The organism is Oceaniserpentilla sp. 4NH20-0058, assembly GCF_040371755.1.
Taxonomy (GTDB): domain Bacteria; phylum Pseudomonadota; class Gammaproteobacteria; order Pseudomonadales; family Oceanobacteraceae; genus Bermanella.
Map to the genome: position 1 here is coordinate 271,585 of NZ_BAABWE010000003.1, position 21,239 is coordinate 292,823.

General features: G+C 41.9%; 24 protein-coding genes and 1 other RNA gene. 6 read left to right on the forward strand and 19 right to left on the reverse strand.

Annotation, left to right across the window (positions count from 1 at the left end):
* Positions 1–35: 35 nt before the first annotated feature.
* The 3 genes from ABWV45_RS06500 to rpoE form a co-directional block, all read right to left on the reverse strand.
* Positions 36–995, reverse strand: coding sequence for a MucB/RseB C-terminal domain-containing protein (locus tag ABWV45_RS06500; RefSeq protein WP_353349865.1), 960 nt, complete (start codon positions 993–995; stop codon positions 36–38).
* Positions 995–1,588, reverse strand: coding sequence for a sigma-E factor negative regulatory protein (locus ABWV45_RS06505; protein ID WP_353349867.1), 594 nt, complete (start codon positions 1,586–1,588; stop codon positions 995–997). The genes ABWV45_RS06500 and ABWV45_RS06505 overlap by 1 nt, the downstream gene beginning before the upstream one ends.
* Positions 1,589–1,663: 75 nt before the next feature.
* On the reverse strand, positions 1,664–2,251 hold the full coding sequence (gene rpoE / locus ABWV45_RS06510; RefSeq protein ID WP_353349869.1) for an RNA polymerase sigma factor RpoE: 588 nt from the start codon (positions 2,249–2,251) through the stop codon (positions 1,664–1,666).
* Between the two features lie 249 nt (positions 2,252–2,500).
* On the opposite strand from rpoE, the gene nadB reads away from it, so the two are divergent.
* Positions 2,501–4,081: an L-aspartate oxidase gene (gene nadB, locus ABWV45_RS06515; protein ID WP_353349871.1), complete on the forward strand. Its 1,581-nt coding sequence runs from the start codon at positions 2,501–2,503 to the stop codon at positions 4,079–4,081.
* A gap of 94 nt (positions 4,082–4,175) precedes the next feature.
* On the opposite strand, the gene ABWV45_RS06520 is transcribed toward nadB, so the two are convergent.
* The 5 genes from ABWV45_RS06520 to ABWV45_RS06540 all read right to left on the reverse strand — a co-directional run bounded on the left by ABWV45_RS06520 (position 4,176) and on the right by ABWV45_RS06540 (position 8,262).
* Positions 4,176–5,570 carry an ATP-binding protein gene (locus ABWV45_RS06520; RefSeq protein ID WP_353349873.1) on the reverse strand — a complete coding sequence of 465 codons (1,395 nt, stop codon included), beginning with the start codon at positions 5,568–5,570 and terminating at the stop codon, positions 4,176–4,178.
* Positions 5,571–5,578: 8 nt separating this feature from the next.
* Entirely contained in the window at positions 5,579–6,235 is a 657-nt protein-coding gene (locus ABWV45_RS06525; RefSeq protein WP_353349874.1) for a response regulator, read from the reverse strand.
* 76 nt (positions 6,236–6,311) lie between these two features.
* The gene (locus tag ABWV45_RS06530; protein WP_353349875.1) at positions 6,312–7,565 is read right to left on the reverse strand and encodes a DUF3570 domain-containing protein; all 1,254 of its coding nucleotides are present in this window, start codon (positions 7,563–7,565) and stop codon (positions 6,312–6,314) included.
* Between the two features lie 41 nt (positions 7,566–7,606).
* Positions 7,607–7,825 (reverse strand): DUF4266 domain-containing protein, encoded by a 219-nt coding sequence (locus ABWV45_RS06535; protein ID WP_353349876.1) that lies wholly within the window; start codon positions 7,823–7,825, stop codon positions 7,607–7,609.
* A 23-nt stretch (positions 7,826–7,848) separates the two neighbouring features.
* A complete protein-coding gene (locus tag ABWV45_RS06540) occupies positions 7,849–8,262 on the reverse strand; it encodes a TlpA disulfide reductase family protein (RefSeq protein ID WP_502914666.1) in 414 nt (137 codons plus the stop codon).
* Positions 8,263–8,429: 167 nt separating this feature from the next.
* Between ABWV45_RS06540 and dsbD the strand changes: the two genes are divergently transcribed.
* Together dsbD and ABWV45_RS06550 are read left to right on the forward strand one after the other, a co-directional pair.
* Positions 8,430–10,190 (forward strand): protein-disulfide reductase DsbD, encoded by a 1,761-nt coding sequence (dsbD, locus tag ABWV45_RS06545; protein WP_353349878.1) that lies wholly within the window; start codon positions 8,430–8,432, stop codon positions 10,188–10,190.
* A 208-nt stretch (positions 10,191–10,398) separates the two neighbouring features.
* Positions 10,399–10,704 carry a hypothetical protein gene (locus ABWV45_RS06550; protein WP_353349880.1) on the forward strand — a complete coding sequence of 102 codons (306 nt, stop codon included), beginning with the start codon at positions 10,399–10,401 and terminating at the stop codon, positions 10,702–10,704.
* Here the strand turns inward: ABWV45_RS06550 and ABWV45_RS06555 are convergent, their stop codons facing one another.
* The 8 genes from ABWV45_RS06555 to dnaX form a co-directional block, all read right to left on the reverse strand.
* On the reverse strand, positions 10,705–11,067 hold the full coding sequence (locus ABWV45_RS06555) for a DUF6164 family protein (protein WP_353349882.1): 363 nt from the start codon (positions 11,065–11,067) through the stop codon (positions 10,705–10,707).
* A gap of 15 nt (positions 11,068–11,082) precedes the next feature.
* Complete coding sequence (locus tag ABWV45_RS06560) at positions 11,083–11,433, reverse strand: hypothetical protein (protein ID WP_353349884.1); 351 nt, start codon at positions 11,431–11,433, stop codon at positions 11,083–11,085.
* A 1-nt stretch (position 11,434) separates the two neighbouring features.
* Positions 11,435–11,881, reverse strand: a complete 447-nt coding sequence (locus tag ABWV45_RS06565; RefSeq protein ID WP_353349886.1) for a YcgN family cysteine cluster protein — start codon at positions 11,879–11,881, stop codon at positions 11,435–11,437.
* Positions 11,882–12,274: 393 nt separating this feature from the next.
* Positions 12,275–12,574, reverse strand: a complete 300-nt coding sequence (locus ABWV45_RS06570; protein WP_353349888.1) for a YcgL domain-containing protein — start codon at positions 12,572–12,574, stop codon at positions 12,275–12,277.
* A gap of 19 nt (positions 12,575–12,593) precedes the next feature.
* On the reverse strand, positions 12,594–13,718 hold the full coding sequence (gene rnd / locus ABWV45_RS06575) for a ribonuclease D (protein ID WP_353349890.1): 1,125 nt from the start codon (positions 13,716–13,718) through the stop codon (positions 12,594–12,596).
* Between the two features lie 34 nt (positions 13,719–13,752).
* The gene (recR, locus tag ABWV45_RS06580; RefSeq protein WP_353349892.1) at positions 13,753–14,352 is read right to left on the reverse strand and encodes a recombination mediator RecR; all 600 of its coding nucleotides are present in this window, start codon (positions 14,350–14,352) and stop codon (positions 13,753–13,755) included.
* 15 nt (positions 14,353–14,367) lie between these two features.
* On the reverse strand, positions 14,368–14,694 hold the full coding sequence (locus tag ABWV45_RS06585; protein WP_353349894.1) for a YbaB/EbfC family nucleoid-associated protein: 327 nt from the start codon (positions 14,692–14,694) through the stop codon (positions 14,368–14,370).
* Positions 14,695–14,734: 40 nt separating this feature from the next.
* Positions 14,735–16,804: a DNA polymerase III subunit gamma/tau gene (gene dnaX, locus ABWV45_RS06590; protein ID WP_353349896.1), complete on the reverse strand. Its 2,070-nt coding sequence runs from the start codon at positions 16,802–16,804 to the stop codon at positions 14,735–14,737.
* 287 nt (positions 16,805–17,091) lie between these two features.
* On the opposite strand from dnaX, the gene ABWV45_RS06595 reads away from it, so the two are divergent.
* On the forward strand, positions 17,092–17,223 hold the full coding sequence (locus tag ABWV45_RS06595; RefSeq protein WP_353349898.1) for a hypothetical protein: 132 nt from the start codon (positions 17,092–17,094) through the stop codon (positions 17,221–17,223).
* A 20-nt stretch (positions 17,224–17,243) separates the two neighbouring features.
* Here the strand turns inward: ABWV45_RS06595 and ABWV45_RS06600 are convergent, their stop codons facing one another.
* From ABWV45_RS06600 to ffs, 3 genes are all read right to left on the reverse strand, one after another.
* Positions 17,244–17,900, reverse strand: a complete 657-nt coding sequence (locus ABWV45_RS06600) for a pseudouridine synthase (protein WP_353349900.1) — start codon at positions 17,898–17,900, stop codon at positions 17,244–17,246.
* Positions 17,901–17,907: 7 nt separating this feature from the next.
* Entirely contained in the window at positions 17,908–18,693 is a 786-nt protein-coding gene (locus ABWV45_RS06605) for a CLCA_X family protein (protein WP_353349902.1), read from the reverse strand.
* 81 nt (positions 18,694–18,774) lie between these two features.
* Positions 18,775–18,871, reverse strand: an RNA gene (ffs, locus tag ABWV45_RS06610) — signal recognition particle sRNA small type.
* Between the two features lie 179 nt (positions 18,872–19,050).
* On the opposite strand from ffs, the gene gloB reads away from it, so the two are divergent.
* Positions 19,051–19,839: a hydroxyacylglutathione hydrolase gene (gene gloB / locus ABWV45_RS06615; protein WP_353349904.1), complete on the forward strand. Its 789-nt coding sequence runs from the start codon at positions 19,051–19,053 to the stop codon at positions 19,837–19,839.
* A 256-nt stretch (positions 19,840–20,095) separates the two neighbouring features.
* Positions 20,096–21,061, forward strand: coding sequence for a class 1 fructose-bisphosphatase (locus ABWV45_RS06620; RefSeq protein WP_353349906.1), 966 nt, complete (start codon positions 20,096–20,098; stop codon positions 21,059–21,061).
* Positions 21,062–21,239: the final 178 nt, after the last annotated feature.

Sequence of the window (21,239 nt, forward strand, 5' to 3'; positions counted from 1 at the left end):
TACACCCAAATACTGCTCATTAAAATGTTGCCCTTTTACAGCAGCTCGACACTTTCTGCAATGCGTTGTGCGGTTACAGTGGGAATTTCACCCACTACCGTAATTCTATGAGTTAACCCTTGCCATTGTTTATGCATCACAGACAACGCTGTTGGTCCAGCCTGAGCGGTACCTTCATCCATGGCCTTTTCAACTTGCTCAACGTAAACAGAAAACATAACAATACCGTCACTATAGATTCGTTTAGCCGACAATTTAGGTGCAAAACCGCTTCCTGACTTATCTTCAAAGCCAATTGGCATCCAGTTTAAACGCCATTCCAATACATCTTCTGCATTGGTTTTCAGCACTTCACCTGTATGGGCTGAGGCGAGGTTAATACTTTGTGAACGTGGTGCAAAACGTTCAGGGTTAAACACATCTTTAGGTAAAAAGTAGCTGAATTGGTAGCGCTCTAAAACGCGCCCTTTTACTGATACCAGCTCAGTTCTCAGTGGTACAGTTGTTTGATTATCAAGCCATAATTGATAAATATGCCTTGATGCATCTTTAGGGATTAACTGCACACCATCGACTAATCGTCCTGCAATTCTCTGCTGGCCTAACGAGCGGAACTCATAGGCTTTCCTTAATTGATGGAGATTACTTGGTTGTTTATTGGTAAAAGCTGATCTTCCTAGCTGTTGTATTTGCTCTACCGATTTGTCTGGGTTGATACAATAAAGGGCATCACCACGGCGAATGATCTCTCTGATGTTGCCATCTAGGTGCAATAGTCGCTCCCAAATTTCCCCTTCATTTTGGCCGTGTACGATTTCTACACTTTGCATTTGCCCACCCGCTTGATGTACAAAAATTCCTTCATACATAGCGCTTGGCGCTTGTTCAAGCATGCGTTCGTACAAACCCAACGCCGTCCAAGATTGCTCCTTTTCTTGAGCAAAACTGAATGCGGCAAAACTGATTAAGCTATAGGTGACAATCCAGCGCAGCATTATTTTTCCTTGCTTGACTCAAAGTTAACAACACGAGCATATGGCATAGCGGTTTTGCCCTGACCAATTGCACTGTCTTGAGCATGTTGTTTTAGGTAACTATTTAAACGTTGCTGTGCTTCTTGTAGCTCTTTTTCATTTAATCCTTCAATGCCATTAGTTGACTGAGCAACCATGCTTGATGATTTAAACGTTGTTAGATCTGGCGTTACGACTTCCACTTGTGTTTTACCCGCCAGCTCAATGTCGGAACTGGTTTGCGTCAATGGGTTAAAACGAGCACCAATAACAATTGCAAATGCTACAGATGCAGCTACAGATAAGCCTGCCACTGCTTTAAACCAAGGTTTTTGCGTGGTTTGTTCTTTAGCTGTCGGCTCCTCTGAAATAGCTTGGCTGACCGCTGCACTGATATCCAAATTGGTAAACGGACTAACGTCACCTTTGATGGCATCCCGTGCAAGATGGTACCGAGACCACTGCTGCTGAACACTTGGGTCTTTATCCATTTCATTAAACAAACGCTGCATGGCAAGCTCGTCTAATTCGCCATCCATTAATGCAGATAAGGATTCAGTTTGTTTTTCGCTCATAGTCACCTCTCGCCTTAACAGGCTGTTAAATCGTTTGTCTTTTAAAAGACCAATTATTACGTCGTTCAACGCCTGTTATGCACTTTTGGTATGATCCATTAATGGCGCCATGGCCTTATCAATGGCTTCCCTTGCACGAAAAATTCGCGATCGCACGGTGCCGATGGGACACTGCATGATTTCACCAATATCTTCGTAACTTAAACCTTCTAGCTCTCTTAATTTAATGGCGGTTCGCAGCTCTTCTGGTAGTTTATCCATAGCGGCGAACACTACTTTGCTCAATTCATCCCTTGCTAATAATTGCTCAGGAGTGGCTATATCCTTTAGAGAGGCCGCATGGGCATAATGTTCCGCATCTTCTACATCAACATCTTGTGCTGGTGGTCTACGACCTTGGCTAACTAAATGATTTTTTGCTGTATTAACGGCTATGCGATATAGCCAAGTATAAAATTGACTATCACCTCTAAAGTTCTTTAGTGCTCGGTAGGCTTTAATAAATGCCTCTTGAGCCACGTCTTGTACTTCACTGCTGTCATTAACATAACGAGAAATCAGTGACATAATTTTATGCTGGTATTTCAATACAAGAAGATCAAAAGCGCGCTTGTCCCCTTTTTGTACTTTTTCTACCAGTTGCTGGTCTGACTGCTGCGACATTGCTCCCCCGCGTGCTGTACACGCTTTACACAACCACCTCTGTTGTTTGTCTTTTTGAGGCGTAAATCACTGGTTATCGTTTCATTGGTTAAATTAGAATGGCCATTCATTCAAAAGTTCAACCAGACTCAAAAAATATTCCTATTAAGCCTGCATATAGGTGTAAAATTCCACCTCTTTTGGTTGCTGACTTCTTTATCTGAATATTTATTAGTATAGTGACCGCGCGAATTGGTACAGGATTACAATATGGATCAGCGACAGGTATTTGATGTATTGGTCATAGGCAGTGGCGCCGCAGGCCTCACTGTGGCCTTAAATGTAGCTGATAATGCCAAAGTGGCAGTGTTGAGCAAAGATAAGCTCGATAGTGGCAGTACTCGATGGGCTCAGGGGGGTATCGCTGCTGTACTGGATAGTGACGACAGCATTAAAGCCCATATTAACGACACATTAAACGCCGGTGCTGGCTTATGCAGTTATAACGCCGTTAAACACACTGTCGAAAACAGCACTGAAGCCATTAGCTGGCTGATCGAACAGCAGGTTCAATTCAGTAAAGACAGCAATGACGAGTACCACCTCACCAAAGAAGGTGGACATAGCCATAGACGCATCATTCATGCTGCTGACGCAACCGGAATTGCAGTAAGCGAAGCTCTTATTGGCCAAGCCTTGGATCACAACAACATCACAATGTTTGAGCGCCGTGTAGCGATTGACTTAATTTCTTGTGAAAAATTCAAAATACCCGGTAAAGGTGTCGCTGGGGCCTATGTGTTAAACGAAGACACTGGCCACGTTGAAACCTTTCGCGCCAGAACAGTTGTGATCGCTTCTGGTGGAGCCAGTAAATCGTATTTATACACCAGTAACCCTGACGGTACTTCTGGGGACGGCATCGCCATGGCTTGGCGCGCAGGTTGCCGAGTAGCTAATATGGAATTCAACCAATTCCACCCTACATGTTTGTACCATCCTCAGGCCAAAAACTTTTTGATCACAGAAGCTGTACGTGGTGAAGGTGGGCATTTGAAGCTGCCAAATGGCGAGCGCTTCATGCATAAGTTTGATGAACGTGCTGAGCTGGCTCCTCGTGATATTGTGGCTCGCGCCATTGACCACGAAATGAAACGCCTTGGTGCAGATTGCTTATACCTAGATATCTCACACAAACCCAAAGACTTTATTTTAAAGCACTTCCCTAATATTTATGAGCGCTGCCTTGAATACGGTATCGACATGAGTAAGCAGCCTATTCCTGTTGTCCCTGCTGCCCACTACACCTGTGGCGGAATTGTTACCGACCAAAGTGGTCGCACCGATATGCCTAACTTATATGCTGTAGGTGAAAGCGCCCATACAGGCTTACATGGTGCTAATCGCTTGGCCAGTAATTCTCTATTGGAATGTATTGTATATGGACGCAGTGCAGCTAATCATATTTTAGATATTATCAAGCAAAAAAATAATGTGGCATTTGCCCCTGATTGGGATGAAAGCCAAGTAACCGATTCTGATGAAGACGTTGTCATTAGTCACAACTGGGATGAACTGCGCCGCTTTATGTGGGACTACGTAGGCATTGTGAGAACAGATAAACGTTTGGTTAGGGCTCAACACAGAGTACAACTATTACGACAAGAAATTGAAGAGTTTTATGGTAATCACAAAGTCACCAGTGACTTACTAGAATTACGTAATTTGGTAGAAGTATCAGAGCTCATCATTCGTTGTGCCATCTTACGAAAAGAGAGTCGAGGCTTACACTACTCCTTAAGCCATCCAGACTTATTGCCCGTAGCTTATGATACGGTATTAACCCCTTAAATATTCTTGTACATTCAACATGCCCGCTTCAGTAGGGCATGTTTAAAAAAAACATTAACACAGCTAAATCAACTGTTAGCCAAGTACACAGAAGTTAATCCGGTTTAGGCAATCGAACGGTTACAGCCAAACCACCCAAAGCTGACTTACTAAAAATTAATTCACCGTTATGAAATTCAACAATACTATTCACAAGTGATAACCCAAGGCCCGCACCTTTACCAACCTGCTGTTTTTCTCGATAAAATCGATTTGTTAGTATCCCATAATTCTCCGGCATTACCCCTTTACCTGAGTCCTCGACTATTAACTCTAAATACTTAGAGTTGTTAAGAATGCTTAACCGAATCATACCTTTTTTAGGGGTGTATTCGCTGGCGTTATCGATTAAATTTCTTAGCAAAATTTCCAATAGAAAATGGCTACCCATGATTGCTTGTGTTTGCGTGGCAGAGTCACACGTCATTTCAAGTTCTTGCTGCTTATCCAATATTGAAAGCGCCAGCTGCGCCATAACTTCTTGGCACAATGGATACAAAACCACTGTATCCACAGGAATGGTTTCTGGTGAAACTTTTGATAAAGTTAACAACTGCTCTAACAATCTAGAAACCCGCTTCACTCCTATTTCCAGTTCTTGTAAAGACAGGTCTCTATCAGTGTTGTTTGTCGCTGCTATTGCATTTTGAGCGTGTAGCATAACCACGGCTAGTGGCGTACGTAATTCATGAGCAGCATCAGCAGTCAGGCGTTTTTCTCGGGCAATAGCGTCATTTAATCGATGAAATAATATATTAAGAGCGTCAACTACGGGTTTCATTTCTTTGGGAGTATGAAATAAGGTTATCTGTGTTAAATTTTTAGGGTCTCTTTTATTTATATTTAATGTAAGTTGCTTTAATGGTTTTAACCCTAACCTAATAATCAAGGTCAGTAATAAAAGCGCTATAGGCAATAAAGCCAATCCGGGCCATAAGGTTTGGCGAGCAATTTGATTAGATAACTCTTGTCGAATTGACACACTTTCAGCAACATGAAGCCAGAAATCCCAATCATCATCATACAAACTGTAAACCCGCCATCTCTCACCTTGAATATCGATATTAGAATATCCAGCGTGTTTATCTGCTAAACGGATTTCAGGGGCGCTGCCAGAAGTAATAAGTAATTTATTGTTTGCATTAAATATTTGATAAGCCACTTTTTTTTGATAAAAAAGTGCATGATTAGATTCTAAAGATTGTGCATCAAACCCGAAGTACACCACAGGTAAGTGGGCACTTTCTTGATCAATGGTTGATACACTCTCACTAAGAAGATTCATCAAAATATAGGAGCTATGAGCTAGCTGAGCATCGAATAACTCTTCAATTTCATGAATGGCTTGGCGCTGACTTAGTGTGTATATAGAAGCAAAATACAAAACAGTAAATGACAAAATACCAACAAGTAAAAATTGATTAATCGAAAGATTAATTCCTTTTTTCATGATAGCCATCATAACTTAGGTACCATATAGCCCACACCTCGCACTGTTTTAATTAATGATGAAAACAGCTTTTTACGTAAATTATGAATATGAACCTCTAAGGCATTACTTTCTATATCGTCATCCCAGCTATATAAATTTTGTTCCAAAGACACCCTAGACATAACCTTACCTTGGTTTTGAATAAGTGCTTCGAGTAAATTAAATTCCCTTCGAGATAAATTAATCGGTTGCTCTTGATAAATAACATTACGTGACTGAAGGTCAACCTGCATTTGACCATATTCAATACAATTACTAGCTAAACCAGCACTACGTCGTAATAAGGCTCTAATGCGCGCTTGAAGCTCACTGACATCAAATGGTTTAGGTAGATAATCATCTGCCCCAAGATCCAAGCCTTTAATTTTATCATCTATGCTGTCTCTTGCTGTGAGAATTAATACAGGGATTTTTTGTTGCTTGCGAAATTGCTTTAGAAAATCAAAACCATCGCCATCTGGTAATCCTAGGTCTAATAATATTAAGTCGTAATGCTCATGTTCACAGGCTGAAAGTGCAGATTTGACTAAATCAAAATGATCCACTGCATAATGCTCATTATGTAGTGTTTGCTTTAATCCCGACGCTAACTGAAGGTCGTCCTCCAGTAATAAAATTCGCATATATAAGAACTTTCAATCAAATAATTTAAATGTAGGTCAAAAAATAAAAGCGACTAAGCCGCTTTTATTCAATTGATTAAAATTGATAATTATACTGTAAAATTAATGAATCCACTTCAGAGGGCGTTTCATCTCCACTTTGTTGATAAAACTCCAAACGAACACTGTTAGCATGCCCTGCAACCTTAAACCCTAACTTTGCGCCAACAGTAATGGCCGTCATGTCACCAAGACGATAGTCCGCACTGACAAACTCCGGTACCACCTCTGTATTGCTTAAACTATAGCGATAAAACTCCGCTGCTTGTTGTTGGTAATAGCGAACATGAGGTTCAATATACCAATTGCTTTCCATGTTAAAGCGATAATGGGTATCAATGGTATGGGAACTGACATCCCAATCATCCCACATATAACGGTATGAGATGTCCGCAATATTCCCTTGCATATAGCGCTTTGCTTTTACATATAAGCTTTGTTTGGTACGGCTATCAGGGCGATTCTCGTAAATATAAGTACCATTTAATCCATTTGCAGCATCTAAACTACCATCTGCATTAAGCACTGACACAATTTTATACGGGTCACTATGGTAACCACTGCTTTGTGAAAAGCCATAATTCATTTGTACCAATGTATTACGATCAATAACCTGAGTCACACCCAATAATAACTCAGTCATGGTACGAGTTTCAGAGTCTTCTGCACGCACTTGTGGATTAGTATTCACTTGCATTTCAGATAACGCCACAGGCACGCCACCTTCTGGGGTTATTTGATCGTATTCGAAGCTTATTCCCGCACTTAATGTGGTATTTCTTTGATTTAAATCATGTAAATAAGAAACACTGCCGCTCATAGATGTAAAATCATGCTCAGCAGAAACATTACCGCCATATATGACTTTATCAAATCGATTAAGTGGCTGCTCATAATTCATACTCGCGCTACCACGAGAATCCCTAAAGGTATCATCCAAAGGTACATCTGCACTTTGTGTAGCATAACTTCCATTACCACTTGGTCGTGTGAATGTTTGCACTTCATCACTGACTGCCGCTCCATTATGGGATGCACCAGTTAAAGCGTCATATACGAGTTTAATGCCTAATACACTGTCATCATCGTAGGTTTTTTTAAATGATATTGCAGGTTCAAATGCGCTCACACGATCGGTTTCATTATAAATTAGAACAGCTACATCTGTTTCCCAACCCGCTTCTGACTGAGCTTGAACCACCGTACTAGCCCCTAATAAGCAACCTGTAGCAGTACTAAGTAAACCACGAATATTTTTGCTCTTGGCTTTTTGTAATTGTTTAACTGTCATGATTCCCCCATGGGAAAATTGAAAGGTGAATGAGTGTTTTATTAGTTGCAGCCACAGCCGCCACCACCAAACCCTTTACCCCCACTACTAGCCTCTTTAGAAAAATAAATGTGATCATCGAACCCACTATCCAATGGCGCGTTATCCAGTGCCATATCTTCTCTGGCCAAAATGTCTCGTTCCCAAGGTTTGACACCTAAAGAACTACACCCAGATAATAAAATGCTACTGAGTAATAAAAGTGAGGCAGTAAATTTCATAAACCCTCCAGTTTAAGTTATGACTATCTCTTTAATTCTTTCAATAGTGATTCAATACTTTTCTCGTATTCATCGGTTTTGTTCTTTTTGAAACCTACATGGCGATGACGAACCTCACCTTTACCATCAATAACAAATGAACTTGGCATACCAATTAGCTTGTACTTTTCTGCTAACTTGCCGTCAGGATCAGAGAAAACTCGAAAATTTGCAGGTACTTCTTTCAAAAATTGTTTAGCAAGTGATTGCTCTGTATCTAAATTGACACCAATAACCACTAAGCCCTGATTTTTATATTTTTCTTCTATTTCATTTAACCAAGGAAATGATTTACGACAAGGACCACACCAAGATGCCCAAAAATCCAAATATACTACTTTGTTTTTATACTGAGACAGGTCAAATTTGTTTAACCATTGCTCTGCATGAGTCGGCATGCTGGTCACTAGCAGAACCACCAACAGAGCTTTATTTAGATTTAAGAATATAGACTTCATTAAGTATTCCCTTTGTTTTGTAGATTTTAGTATGGCGAAGGAACCTTAAGGATTCCTTAACAATTTAAGTTTTATTATGCCTGTATCAAAAAAGTGGAGTGTACTTTATGAAACAAACCTTATTGGCCTTAAGTGTATTCGTAAGTTGGTTCTTTGTCAGTGCTCTAGGTCACGCACAAGAGCCTGATTTTTTGCCTGTAGATCAAGCATTTAGCTACGAATCCATTTATCAATACGAAAAACTTACGATTAAGTTTGATATTGCAAATGATTACTATCTATATTTATCGCGCCTTTCACTCAAACAAGATGGTAAAACCCTGCCTTTTACCACTATTGAAGCGCCCATTGATAAAAACGATGAGTATTTTGGTCTGGTCAAAATATTTAAACATACCGTTAGTTTAGTTGTGCCCACATTATCTAACTCTCCTGTTACTCTAGAATTTCAAGGTTGCGCTGAAGCTGGGCTTTGCTATCCACCACAACAACGCATTATTGATTTAAATATTATTGAAGCACCAACCACCCAAAAACAAGTCAGCCAACCACTCAATTCTGACGATGTTTCATCCATTGCTGCATTCTTACAATCCGGCAGCCTACTTTGGCAAATGTTAATCTTTTTTGCATTAGGCGTAGGCCTTGCTTTTACACCTTGTGTGTTCCCTATGATCCCCATTTTATCGAGTATTATCGTAGGTCAAGGAGAAAGCATTACAACACGTCGAGCCTTCATCATGTCACTCACATATGTGTTAGCCATGGCGATTGCTTATGCTAGTGCCGGAGTGTTAGTTGGTTATTTTGGTGCTAAAGCCAATATACAGTTGTATTTACAAAGTCCTTGGGTACTCGGTAGTTTTGCTTTTGTGTTTGTTCTATTGTCATTCGCTATGTTTGGGTTTTATGAACTGCAATTACCAAGAGCCATTCAAGATAAATTAAACCAAATCAACCACAATCAAAAAGGTGGGCAATTAATTAGCGTTGCAATAATGGGGGTTCTTTCAGCATTAGTTGTCAGTCCGTGTGTCAGCGCCCCTTTAGCAGGCACATTGGTTTATATTTCCACCACAGGGGATTCCCTACTAGGTGGCGCAGCACTTTTAGCACTGGGTTTAGGAATGGGATTGCCTTTACTGTTGATTGGCACAGGGGGAAGTCGATTTTTACCTAAAGCCGGTATTTGGATGAACGCCGTAAAAAGCGTCTTTGGTGTTGCCCTTTTAGCCGTCGCTATATGGCTCCTAGAGCGGATCATTCCAGCCAGTATCACAATGATGTTATGGGCCGTATTGCTTATTACTAGCGGTGTGTATCTTGGTGCACTTGAGCAAGGCACCCACAGCTGGGGGCGTTTATTTAAATCCTTTGGGCTTATTCTTAGTATCTATGGTGTACTTTTAATGGTCGGCGCTTCTGCTGGTGAAACAAATCCACTACAACCATTAAGCTTTACTAGCCAAAGCCATATTCCAGTGAATAATGCCCATTCGATGAAATCCAACAATCACAGCAAAATTACCACCAATGAGGAATTCAAACAGCAATTACAACTCGCTAAACAACACAATCAAATTGCCGTTTTGGACTTTTATGCCGACTGGTGTATTGCATGCAAAATTATGGATGCAGAAATTTTTAGCCAACCTGATATACAACAAGCTATGTCAAATGTGGTGTTTATTCAGCTTGATATGACAAATAATTCAGAAGATCAAATGAACCTATTAAATCAATTTGGATTATTTGGTCCGCCCGCCGTTCTATTTTTTAAAGAAGGAAAAGAGCTTAAGCCTCTACGAATTATAGGTGAGGTCGACAAGGCTACATTCGCTAAACAATTAACCCTCGCTAACCAATAAAAATTAAAATAAGTAAGGCCAATGTGCATACTGGCCTTATGACACCATAATTACAATTATGACGAACTATACAAATAGAAGTTGAACCACTTCAAATTTCTAATGTAAATACGCATTTTGACTATTCAAATACAGCTTAAGCATAATGTTTTTACATGTGAAAACCTTTAGTCTCTACGCCATCGAACATGACGTTAGGATGACTAGCATGGACCAACAACTAAAGCAGCAGATTAAAATTAAGCAAAACCAAGAGCTAAAAGGTATTACTTGGAAGGAAGCAGGTATTCCGACGCTCACTAAACTGGTTTTTAGACCAATTAAAAAACAAACAATTAATCACTATCCTGATGATTTCATTCTTGATTTTGACCAAGAGCCTTTGAAAGCTAATGGTCATAGGCTTGATTGCTCTTGTCGTCAATGCATCCCTAAGCCAAAATCATCTGTATCTATATTGCCGTTAGTGAAAATTGAAGAAGGCATAGCGCCGCTTAATAAAAAGATCTTTTAATTACAATAGACCTAAAAAAGGTAGGGTTGTTAAAGCGAAAATACCCACTACTGCCAAAAGATATAAAATAAAAGTAGCCGGCTGTAACTTAAATGTTGAAAGCAGTGTTCTTAATTGCCCTTGTTGTTTCGCTTCGCTTAATTCTTGGCGCACTCGCTGCTGTCGGCTCAGCATATACTCTGACAGTACAGCTTGAGCTTGCTCAAGCTGAGATTGGTCATTTAACCAAATAGCCGCTAGTCCGACGCCCCAAAAACCCGGCGTGGTTTCGTAAAAATGAAAATCATTTTGCTCTAATAACGCGCATACTTCTTGATATTCATCTTCAGGCACATGCTTTAATTTTAGTAATAACACAGACATATCGTAATTGAATACCTAAGACTTAGCTTGCTTGGCTGAGCTCGCCTTAAACAAAGCTTGAATAGTTAACGCGATTGCGCCTAATAATAAAGCAAATAATATCGGTAATAAGCCCTGAAAAGCGGCCTTAGTACCCGAAGTTAACAACTCCCCTAACAACACAATAAACGCAGGGGCTATAGAGGGTATCCCATCAATAGCGTGACTCGCAGGGGTAAACAACACCACTGCACCTATCATCCTTAAATAATTTTTTAAGTCTTCATTGCGCCAGTACTTGGTAAATTTTACCACCACATAATACATACCAAGGGCTGCTACTAAGTAAGCAACCCAAGTAAGTAAATAAGTGTCGTAATATGCCATTTTATTCCATCCAAATAATATGATCTTCCCAGTCTTCTTCCGGTATTTTGTCATCCGGAATCCCTTTGCGACGCATAGACTGGTTTCGCTTGTGAATCAAATCTTTATCACCACTTCTAAGGTGGTGCCATTTAGGGAGAGACTTACCTTCGCTAATTAAACGATAAGAACAACTAGAGGGCAGCCAATGAAACTCTGTCACATCTTCAGGCTTCAACCAAACACAATTAGGTACTAACTCTTGGCGACGCTTGTACTCTGTGCAATTGCATGCCTCACGATCTAAATACCGGCAAACTATTTCGGTATAGTGTACTTCGCCTGTGTCTTCATCTTCTAATTTATGCAAACAACATTTGGCACAACCATCACATAGGCTTTCCCATTCTTCCTTACTCATTTCTTGTAAGGATTTTGTTTGCCAAAATGGTAATTCTTTTTTGGCCATATCGTTACCTTTGTGAATCTTATTCGTTTTGCCTAGTATTGCCTATTTGATGGGTTACGTTCGTGCCTCACTAACCCATCCTACTTCCACATTTTTGTTTAAAAAGATACGTAACACTAGAGCATTTGCGAGACCGCCAAAACAAGGCTACTCGTTTCAAGTCTATTCTAAAATCGCTTAGGCTGTATAACAGCTTCTCGCATAAGAGCGTCAGCGAGGCCATTAAGACAATGCACACGCCTTATTAACAACTCACCCTCTTTCCTAAAAGTAGAAGCGTTAATGAAGCAGCTTAGGCAAGGCGGGAATCATTTTTTCAATAGGAGTTGGTGCTTTATCCAATGACTATTTCAAAAATAATTTCCAACACAGTCTAAGCTATGCAATTAGATTCTACAGTATATCGGTGTATTTGGCCGACGTATCTTTATACAAATCCAACATATAGTCGTCGCGCACAGGCGGCATTTGCAAGTAGTAACCTTTTTCAACAATCTCGCTTAAGACCTTTTTGGCATCTGCTCGACCTAGATTTTTATCTTCTGATAACGGTAAACCCATGACTTCTTTTGGGGTACCAAACATTTTAAGTAATTCAGTTGGTACACGTTTTAACCCTTCAAGACGATCCGTATATAAATACATTTCTTCTTTTTTGGGGCTAGACCAAACCGTTAATAATTTTTTTTTCATGCTCATATTCATTACTCAATTAGGATTGCTTTGATAGCTGATTTAACACATTAAGTAGTGGTGTACCCACTACCTCTTCTCGCCATCCTTGTAATGTTTGCGGTATCGAAAACGGGCCATTTGGATAGCCTTCACGTAACATAGCTTCCATTGGTTTCTTACGTGCAAGTAACTCAGGAGGAACATCTAATTGCTCAGCAATTTTATCCACCTTGCGTCGCATCTTTTTAAACCATTCACCAGCGCTTTGTGATAATGGTCGCTCCATTCTTTCTGGCCATTGCTCTTTAGGGGTATCCTTACAACTTTGTATTAGCAAAACAATTTGCTCACCTTCTTTTCGTAAAGTCGCTGGGCGCAAACCTTTTATAGAAGATAATTGTTTGGTGGATTGTGGCAAGCGCATGGCTAATTCCATTAACAAAGCATCATTAATCAAATGCCCTCTTGGAATATTCACCTCTTTGCAACGCTGCTCTCGCCAACTCACCAATTGTTTTAAAACATTTAATTGGTGACCTTTTAACATCCACGCTTTTTTAATGCGCTCGTGGGAATAGCCCGATTTTTGCGTTTCACGCCAATCCTCTAATACTTGAGCACAGTCAGCTAAAAACCATTGCCAACGACCTTGTTCTTTTAAGCGAGCTTCTAATGTATTCATCATTGAAAGCAAGTATTCGACGTCGTCCGCTGCATAATGAAGTTGCTTGTCACTTAATGGTCGCTTTAGCCAATCGCTACGGGTCTCGCCTTTTTCTAGGTCAACATCCAGTAGAGCTTTCACTAATTTCTGATAGCCCATAATGCCTCCCATACTGGCCATTGAAGCCGCCAGCTGTGTGTCCATCATAGGTTCAGGCAATACATCTAAATTATGAAAAAACGCATCAAAGTCTTCACTTGGGCTGTGTAACAGCTTTACAACCGTTTGGCAGGTAAAGACGGCTTGCAGAGGTTGCCAATCTGTAATAGCTAAAGGGTCGATTAAGTAGGTGTTATCCCCATCATTAATCTGAATTAACGCTAATTTAGGATAAAACGTATCGACACGCATAAATTCGCTGTCTAAGGCAATGCGCTCTAGGGTGAGCCAGTGTTTAGCCACATCAGCTAAGGCTTGGTTGGTATCAATGTATATCATAAAGGCCTTAATTAAAGTTGGCTAAACGAGAGGATCAGTAAACGCTTTTACGGCCAGCAAGGGCATGGGCAAGTGTGCCACCATCGACATACTCCAGTTCCCCACCCAGTGGAACACCATGGGCAATTCGGCTCACTTCGATGTCTTTTCCAGCAAACATTTGCTGAATATATTGGGCAGTGGCCTCTCCTTCGACGGTAGGGTTGGTCGCTAAAATCACTTCTTTGACGTCTTTTTCAAGCACCCAAGATTTTAAACGACCTAAGCCCAACGCATCCGGCCCAATGCCTTCTATGGGGCTTAAGCGCCCAAATAAAACAAAGTAACGACCCTTAAACCCAGTTTGCTCAATGGCTAAAACTTCCGCTGGGGTTTCAACCACACATAGCTGATCATCCAAACGCTTTACATCATCGCAAACTGGACACAATTCATTTTCGGTAAGGTTACGACACTGCTGACAATGCCCAACTTTTTCAAGTGCTTCACTTAATGTACTAACAAGACTTGCGGCACCTGCTTTATCTTTTTCAAGCAAATACAAAGCAAGGCGCTGAGCGGACTTTGGCCCCACCCCTGGTAGAATGGTCAGAGATTGTACTAGCTGGTTAATCAAGGGGCTTAATGAGGCCATGCTGCTAACTACTCTTTAAAACGGAAGTTTCATACCCGGCGGTAGGCCCATTCCATCGGTCATAGAGCCCATTTTCTCTGAGCTAGCCGCTTCTATTTTACGCACGGCATCATTTACCGCTGCCGCTAATAAATCTTCGATGATTTCTTTGTCTTCTTCCATTAGGCTGTCGTCCAGTGCCACGCTTTTCACATCGTGACGACCTGTCATAACAACTTTGACAAGACCCGCACCAGATTCACCTGTGGTTTCTGCATTGGCCAGTTCTTCTTGGGCTTTTTGCATACGTTCTTGCATTTTTTGGGCTTGCTTCATCAAGTTGCCCATGCCACCTTTCATCATGTTTGTTTCCTCAATGATTGATCTATTTTAACCGCTGACTTTAGTCAACGGGTGTAATGCTGTCCATTATAACCTGTGCATTGAACGATTGTCGCAGTGCTTGTACGTTTGGATCTTGTTCAATGCTATCTATTGCCTGCTGAAGCCGTTCTTGTTGCAATCGCTGAATACGCTGCGCAGGGGTTTCGTACTGAATATCCCCCTCTATTACTTGCACCTGATAACGCTGATCAAGTGCAGTATTCAACAATTCAGCAAAGCGCTTCTGATGCGACTCGCCAAATAGGCGCATGTGGCCAGCATCACTATGAAATATCAACGTGTCACCATTAACCGCCATTAAACAGGTATTAGCCACAAGGTTTCGTAACATACCTTCAACAGGAATTGCCTCAAAAATCAAAGGCCAACTATTGCTACTCAATGCCATTGCCTTTAATTCTGTGATCTTGTCTTGGGCCTGCTGTTCTTTGACAGCGGCTTGTTCAATTTGCGCGGTATCTTCCGTTGTGGCTGTCACCACTGGGGCCGGTTCGGGTTGAATAATTTGGACTGGTTTTTCAGGTATAACCGCTGTCTGCTGCTCAGCTACTGGTATTACATCAGGTGTTGTTACCTGTTGAAGTGCAGGCGCGTCTAGTGGTATCTCGGGGGATACTATTTCAGGTGGTATATGTGGCTCGTCAGAGGTATCCCAAGGAACATCCACTTCATTCGGTGACGGAGAGCTTGACTGAGCAGACTGAGGCTCATCTACTGGCGTGCCTAGTGAAGCGGTAATTTCTTCAACGGGTGCTGAAGTTGCATCATCACTTGGAGCATTTTGTAAAGCTGCTGGCTCATTTGCTTGAATAGCCGTTGTTTCACTCAAGTCCTTAAGCGAATCAGTTGATTCACTATGATTAATTGGAACTAGAGGAACGGACGTTTCAGATGCCGTATTGACGATCTGACGCTTGAGATGCGCCAGATCAGGCTTTTTTACCTGGGGCACTCCCGAAGGGCTTTGGGCTTCTGCTTGTTGCCCCACTGGCGCAAAGTTAATCATGCGCAGCAATGTCATTTCCATGCCTGACCTTGGCTCTGGCGCCAACGGTAAATCCCGCTTACCCGTCAGTGCCACTTGATACATAAGCTGAACCATAGCGGGACTCATGGCCTGCGCTAAGGTTAATACTTGTTCTTTATCACCTTGGCTATTATCCACCGCATCCGGCACGGCTTGGGCAATGGCAATCCGATGAATGAGGTATATTAAATCTGCTAACAGGTTATTAAAATCCACAGCATGCTCTGCCATTTGCCCAACTAATTCTAGGGCACTAGCGGCATCGGCCTCAGCTAAGGCAATGGCTAACTGAAACACACGACCGCGATCCACCGTACCCAGCATACTGGCTACGTCTAATTCTTTAATGTGTCCTTGGCCATAACTGATAGCCTGATCTGTTAGGCTCAATGCATCGCGCATACTGCCTTCAGCGGCGCGACCTAACAGCCACAAGCCCGCCTCATCGGCAGGAATATTCTCTTGACCCAATATCGTTTTTAGGTAACTCACTATGCGTTCAGGGGTCATATTTTTTAAGCTGAACTGCAAACAACGACTCAAAATAGTAGCCGGTAGTTTTTGTGGATCAGTGGTGGCCAGCAGGAATTTCACGTGCTCAGGGGGTTCTTCCAGTGTTTTTAACAAAGCATTAAAACTGGAGTTAGAGAGCATGTGTACTTCATCGATTAGATATACTTTATAACGACCACGGGTGGGGGCGTATTGCACGTTATCAAGAATCTCGCGGGTATCTTCTACCTTGGTACGCGAGGCCGCATCCACTTCGATTAAATCAACAAATCGACCTTGGGTAATCTCTTGGCAACTATTGCACTCTCCGCATGGCTCTGAGGTAATGCCTTGTTCACAGTTAAGGCATTTCGCAAGAATACGAGCAATTGTGGTTTTACCCACACCGCGAGTACCTGTAAACAAATAAGCATGGTGCAGGCGCTGATTATCAAGGGCGTTGATAAGGGCGCGCATGACATGCTCCTGCCCTACCATGTCCTTGAAAAATTGTGGACGCCATTTACGCGCCAGTACCTGATAACTCATGAAATATTTCTCAGCCTAGCTAGGCCTAACAGCCTGATTTACAGGGAAAATAATGGGTACAGATCATAGCCGACCTAGCATGACAATGCCAGAAAACCCCAAGGTTTCGCACAATTTAGAAGGTATTTCTATAAGATGCCTTACATCAAATTTTACCTAGTAGGCTCCCCATAGCTGGGCACCTACAAGTTATAATCCTGCCATTACCAATAGGACTTTATATATACGTCACCCTAAGAAACCGTAGAAGCTCACTGGCGAGTAACACTCAAAGGGTTAATCAACTATTGGGTTTTGATATTAGTGATATTATTGCCGCAACTGACCCAATGATATTAACTGGTGAAGATGGCATTCGATTAGTGCAGGATAATAATCTAGGGCTTACGGAGCTTGCGATCATTCGCCAAGGCGATTAATCCGCTCTTAATGAACATACCTAAAACAGGCAAGGGCTTTCAATTAAGAAGGGCTTGCCTGTTGTAGGATGCGTAAAACTCAAAGCACTGGCATGCAGCAATAAACGACTGGCTGAATCCAAAGATGCTTGTGTGCCATATAAGTCACAGCCCAAAATTGGGTGGCCTATAGCAAAACTGTGGATTCTTAGTTGGTGGGTTCGGCCGGTTAATGGTGTGAATAACACCTTGGTCGCATTTTCATAACGCGCTAGTACCTGATACTCACTTACTGCTGACTTACCTGATTCCATACAAATTTGTTGACGTGGAAACACTCCTTTAGCAATGGGTAAATCAATCACACCATAATCCTGTTCAACTCGCCCCCAAAGCTTGGCTGTATATGTTTTGGCCACTTCTCGATTAGAAAACTGCTGATTCAAACAGCGAACCATCTCTTTTGATAATGCCACCAACATAATTCCTGATGTTCCAAAATCCAACCGATGCACCAATAATGCACTAGGAAAGTCTTGCACCAAACGAAAGTGCACAGAATCTTGATTAGCTGGATGCTTCCCAGACAAACTCAATAAACCACTGGGTTTATTGATCAGTAAGATGTGTTCATCTTGATACAATATTTCGATTGCCTCGTGACACACAGGGGCAATAAATTCATCTATAGGATTCAAAATACTACTAACTGTTTAATGTAGATTGTTGTTTGAGGGCCTGCCCTAAACTTGAAAAGTAATGGCGAAACGCGTTATTGATGTTTTGCCTGTGCTCACCTTGTGGGTACAAACCCAGCTTGGCTTCTTCGGACTCTTTTGTACCTTTAACTAAAAAATTATTTTTAATCGACGCATCTTGCACAAACGCTTCAAACGCCCGAGCGCATAGCTCTTCTGGTTTACTGTAGTAATAGCCTTTTACTTGTTTATCCACCTCAGCACTTTTTTTGAAATAATCACTGGGTTCGGTAGCGGCTTCATTTAAGATGATTGTTTGATAGCAATTGCCCAAAAGCTCATTCAAGGGGTGCTCAATGGTGCGCACATCATCTAGCCACGCATTGCTGGCAAAATCACCCTTCGCTGCACCAGTAAAAGCTTTATGGCAAATATAATGATCAAACCCATGAAACCATTCATGGGCAATGCTGCCCGGGCCTGCATTTTTGGCCAAAGAAAAACTGCGGGTACTAGGTTCATAATGAGCCATGACCCCGGGCTGGCCGCCACAGCCATATTGCAATGCCAGTGTCCCCCTAAGTGAAATAAGAGATTCATTACCACCAAGGATAGTCATTAGGTCGCATAAGGCGTCATAGAATAGCGGTGCGGCTTTTTGCTTTTCTGCCTCTTTCACCCATTTACCTATTTGAATGCTGCGAAAATCAAAGCGTTGACGAATAGACGCAAACGAAACAGCCTCACCTAACTGATGATTAGGGCCTCGACGATAGAATTCACGATGCAACATAGGCGCTCAGGTATTAAAAACTGACGAAATAAAAACACACTAGGAAGAAAAAGTATTGGAGAAAATAGGGAAACTTGGAGGGACCTCCAGCCACACCTCGGCACACGAGTCCATAACTACCGTTGCTCCCTTCCGGGCCTGGCGGGGTTCGCTATTTATCGTTGCGAAGGGACCGGAGGCCACCATAACGCGAAAGCAGCAATGCCTTCTAATTGCCCTGCTATTGCAAAGCCCGCGCATTGTCTTAAAAAAACCAGTTAGTTTCAAGGACTTATTCACATTAAGCAGGATTATTCCAAGGCAGCAGTTGAATAGATTCCCTGATACACTATGAAAAAAGCATGAATTGGTATCACGATGCTCAACATTACCCCCATCCCCATTATCGAAGACAACTACGCGTGGTTACTGCAACACGAGGGTAAAACCCTCATAGTAGACCCAGGTGAAGCCAAACCGGTTATTAAATACTTAAAAGCCAATCAGCTTACTCTAAATTACATGTTCATCACCCATAAACATTGGGATCATGTAACGGGCATTGCCGAGATCAAAGCTGCGTTCCCTCAGTGCATTATTTATGGTACTGGACACCATGATATCCCTTGTCGCGAAATAGCCTTAATGGGTGAAGAGACCTTCGAACTAATGGGACTTAATTGGAAGGTATGGCATACACCGGGACACACACTCGACCACATTGTCTTTCACACACAAACAATAGATGACAACGGGCAGACTCAACATCACATATTTAGCGGCGACAATATCTTTGCCTGTGGTTGTGGGCGAATGTTTGAAGGCACCCCAGAACAGTTCCATGCATCCTTACAAAGCATTGTTAACCACCCTCCCTCTACATTAATTTATTGCACCCACGAATACACCTTGGCTAATATCAACTTTGCTCTACATGTTGAACCTAACAACACCTACACCCTACACCGCCAAGATATGTGTCAATCATTGCGAGAGGAAAACCTACCCACCGTCCCCACCACCGTAGGAGATGAACTCAAAAGTAACCCCTTTGTCCGCTGTGACCAACCAGACGTGATTCGCGCAGCGGAACATTTCAGTGGCAAAGTATTAGGCAAACCAGAAGAAGTTTTCGCAGAAATACGAAAAATGAAAGACACCTTCTAATATTCATTCATAAAAACCGCAAAATGCGGTTTTTTTTACCGGCCCAACTAAAGGTAAAACGTGATAAATACAGAGCAACATTAGATATATCCCACCGACCAATACTAAACACAGCCATCCCCTGCTAAATACTGCGCTCTAAGACAGTTAAGTAACATCCACAATCATTCTCACCCGCTTGACTCATTCATGGCCTTAAATGTCAGATTTGTGTACAATGTCGCATAATTTATACCCCTTGATCACAGGTACATTCATGCAGACCCCTAAGCATATACTTGCTCAGAACAACGTCAGCCCATCTCTGACCAGCACTATTAATACTGTTCTTAATGCCAGTAAAGAAATCGCCCTACTACTACAAAAAGGCGCTATGAGTGGGGTGTTAGGCAGTGCCGAACAAGAGAATGTTCAAGGTGAAACACAAAAGAAACTAGACGTTATCTCAAACGACTTACTAAAAGACATGTTAAGCGAATGCCCACATGTGGCCGGTATTGCCAGCGAAGAAGAAGACCTTCCAGTACCTGCTAACGCAGATGGCGAGTTTTTGGTAATTTTTGATCCACTGGACGGCTCATCTAACATTGATATTAACGTCACTGTCGGCACCATTTTCTCTATTCTGCCAAGCAACGGTAACGACGCGTCTCAAGAAGCCACATACTTACAATCTGGCCGTAATCAAGTGTGTGCTGGCTATGTGTTATATGGCCCGTCTACCCTACTTGTCATGACCACTGGCCAAGGTGTTGATGTCTTCACCCTAGACCCTATAAGCAAAGAATTCGTTTTAACTGAAGCACAATCTAAAATCACACCATCTACTAAAGAATTTGCCATTAACATGTCTAACCAGCGTTTCTGGGCTGAACCAATCCAGAACTACGTAGCCGATATGCTACAAGGCGAAGAAGGCCCATTAGAAAAACGTTATAACATGCGTTGGGTGGCTGCAATGGTAGCGGACGTTCACCGCATTATTAACCGTGGCGGTATCTTCATGTACCCTTGGGACAAGCGTGAGCCTAACAAACCGGGTAAACTGCGTTTAATGTACGAAGGCAACCCAATGGCCATGCTGGTTGAACAAGCTGGCGGCATAGCCTCTAACTCCGAAATGAATATCTTGGATATTCAACCAGAATTAATTCACCAACGTGTACCTGTGATTTTAGGTAGCAAACACGAAGTTGAAGTGGCGCTATCTTATTACAACTAATTTTTAGTGTAGTTTGAGAGAGTGAATTAAAAGCCTGCAATATGCAGGCTTTTTTGTGGGATATGTTTTTGATTAGTTGAATATTCGTAGGTCGATGAGATGGTCTCTCCCCTTTTAATCGGCGTCACAATGCGCCAGTATTTATGGTATCAAATCATTAAATACACAAGGAGAGAGA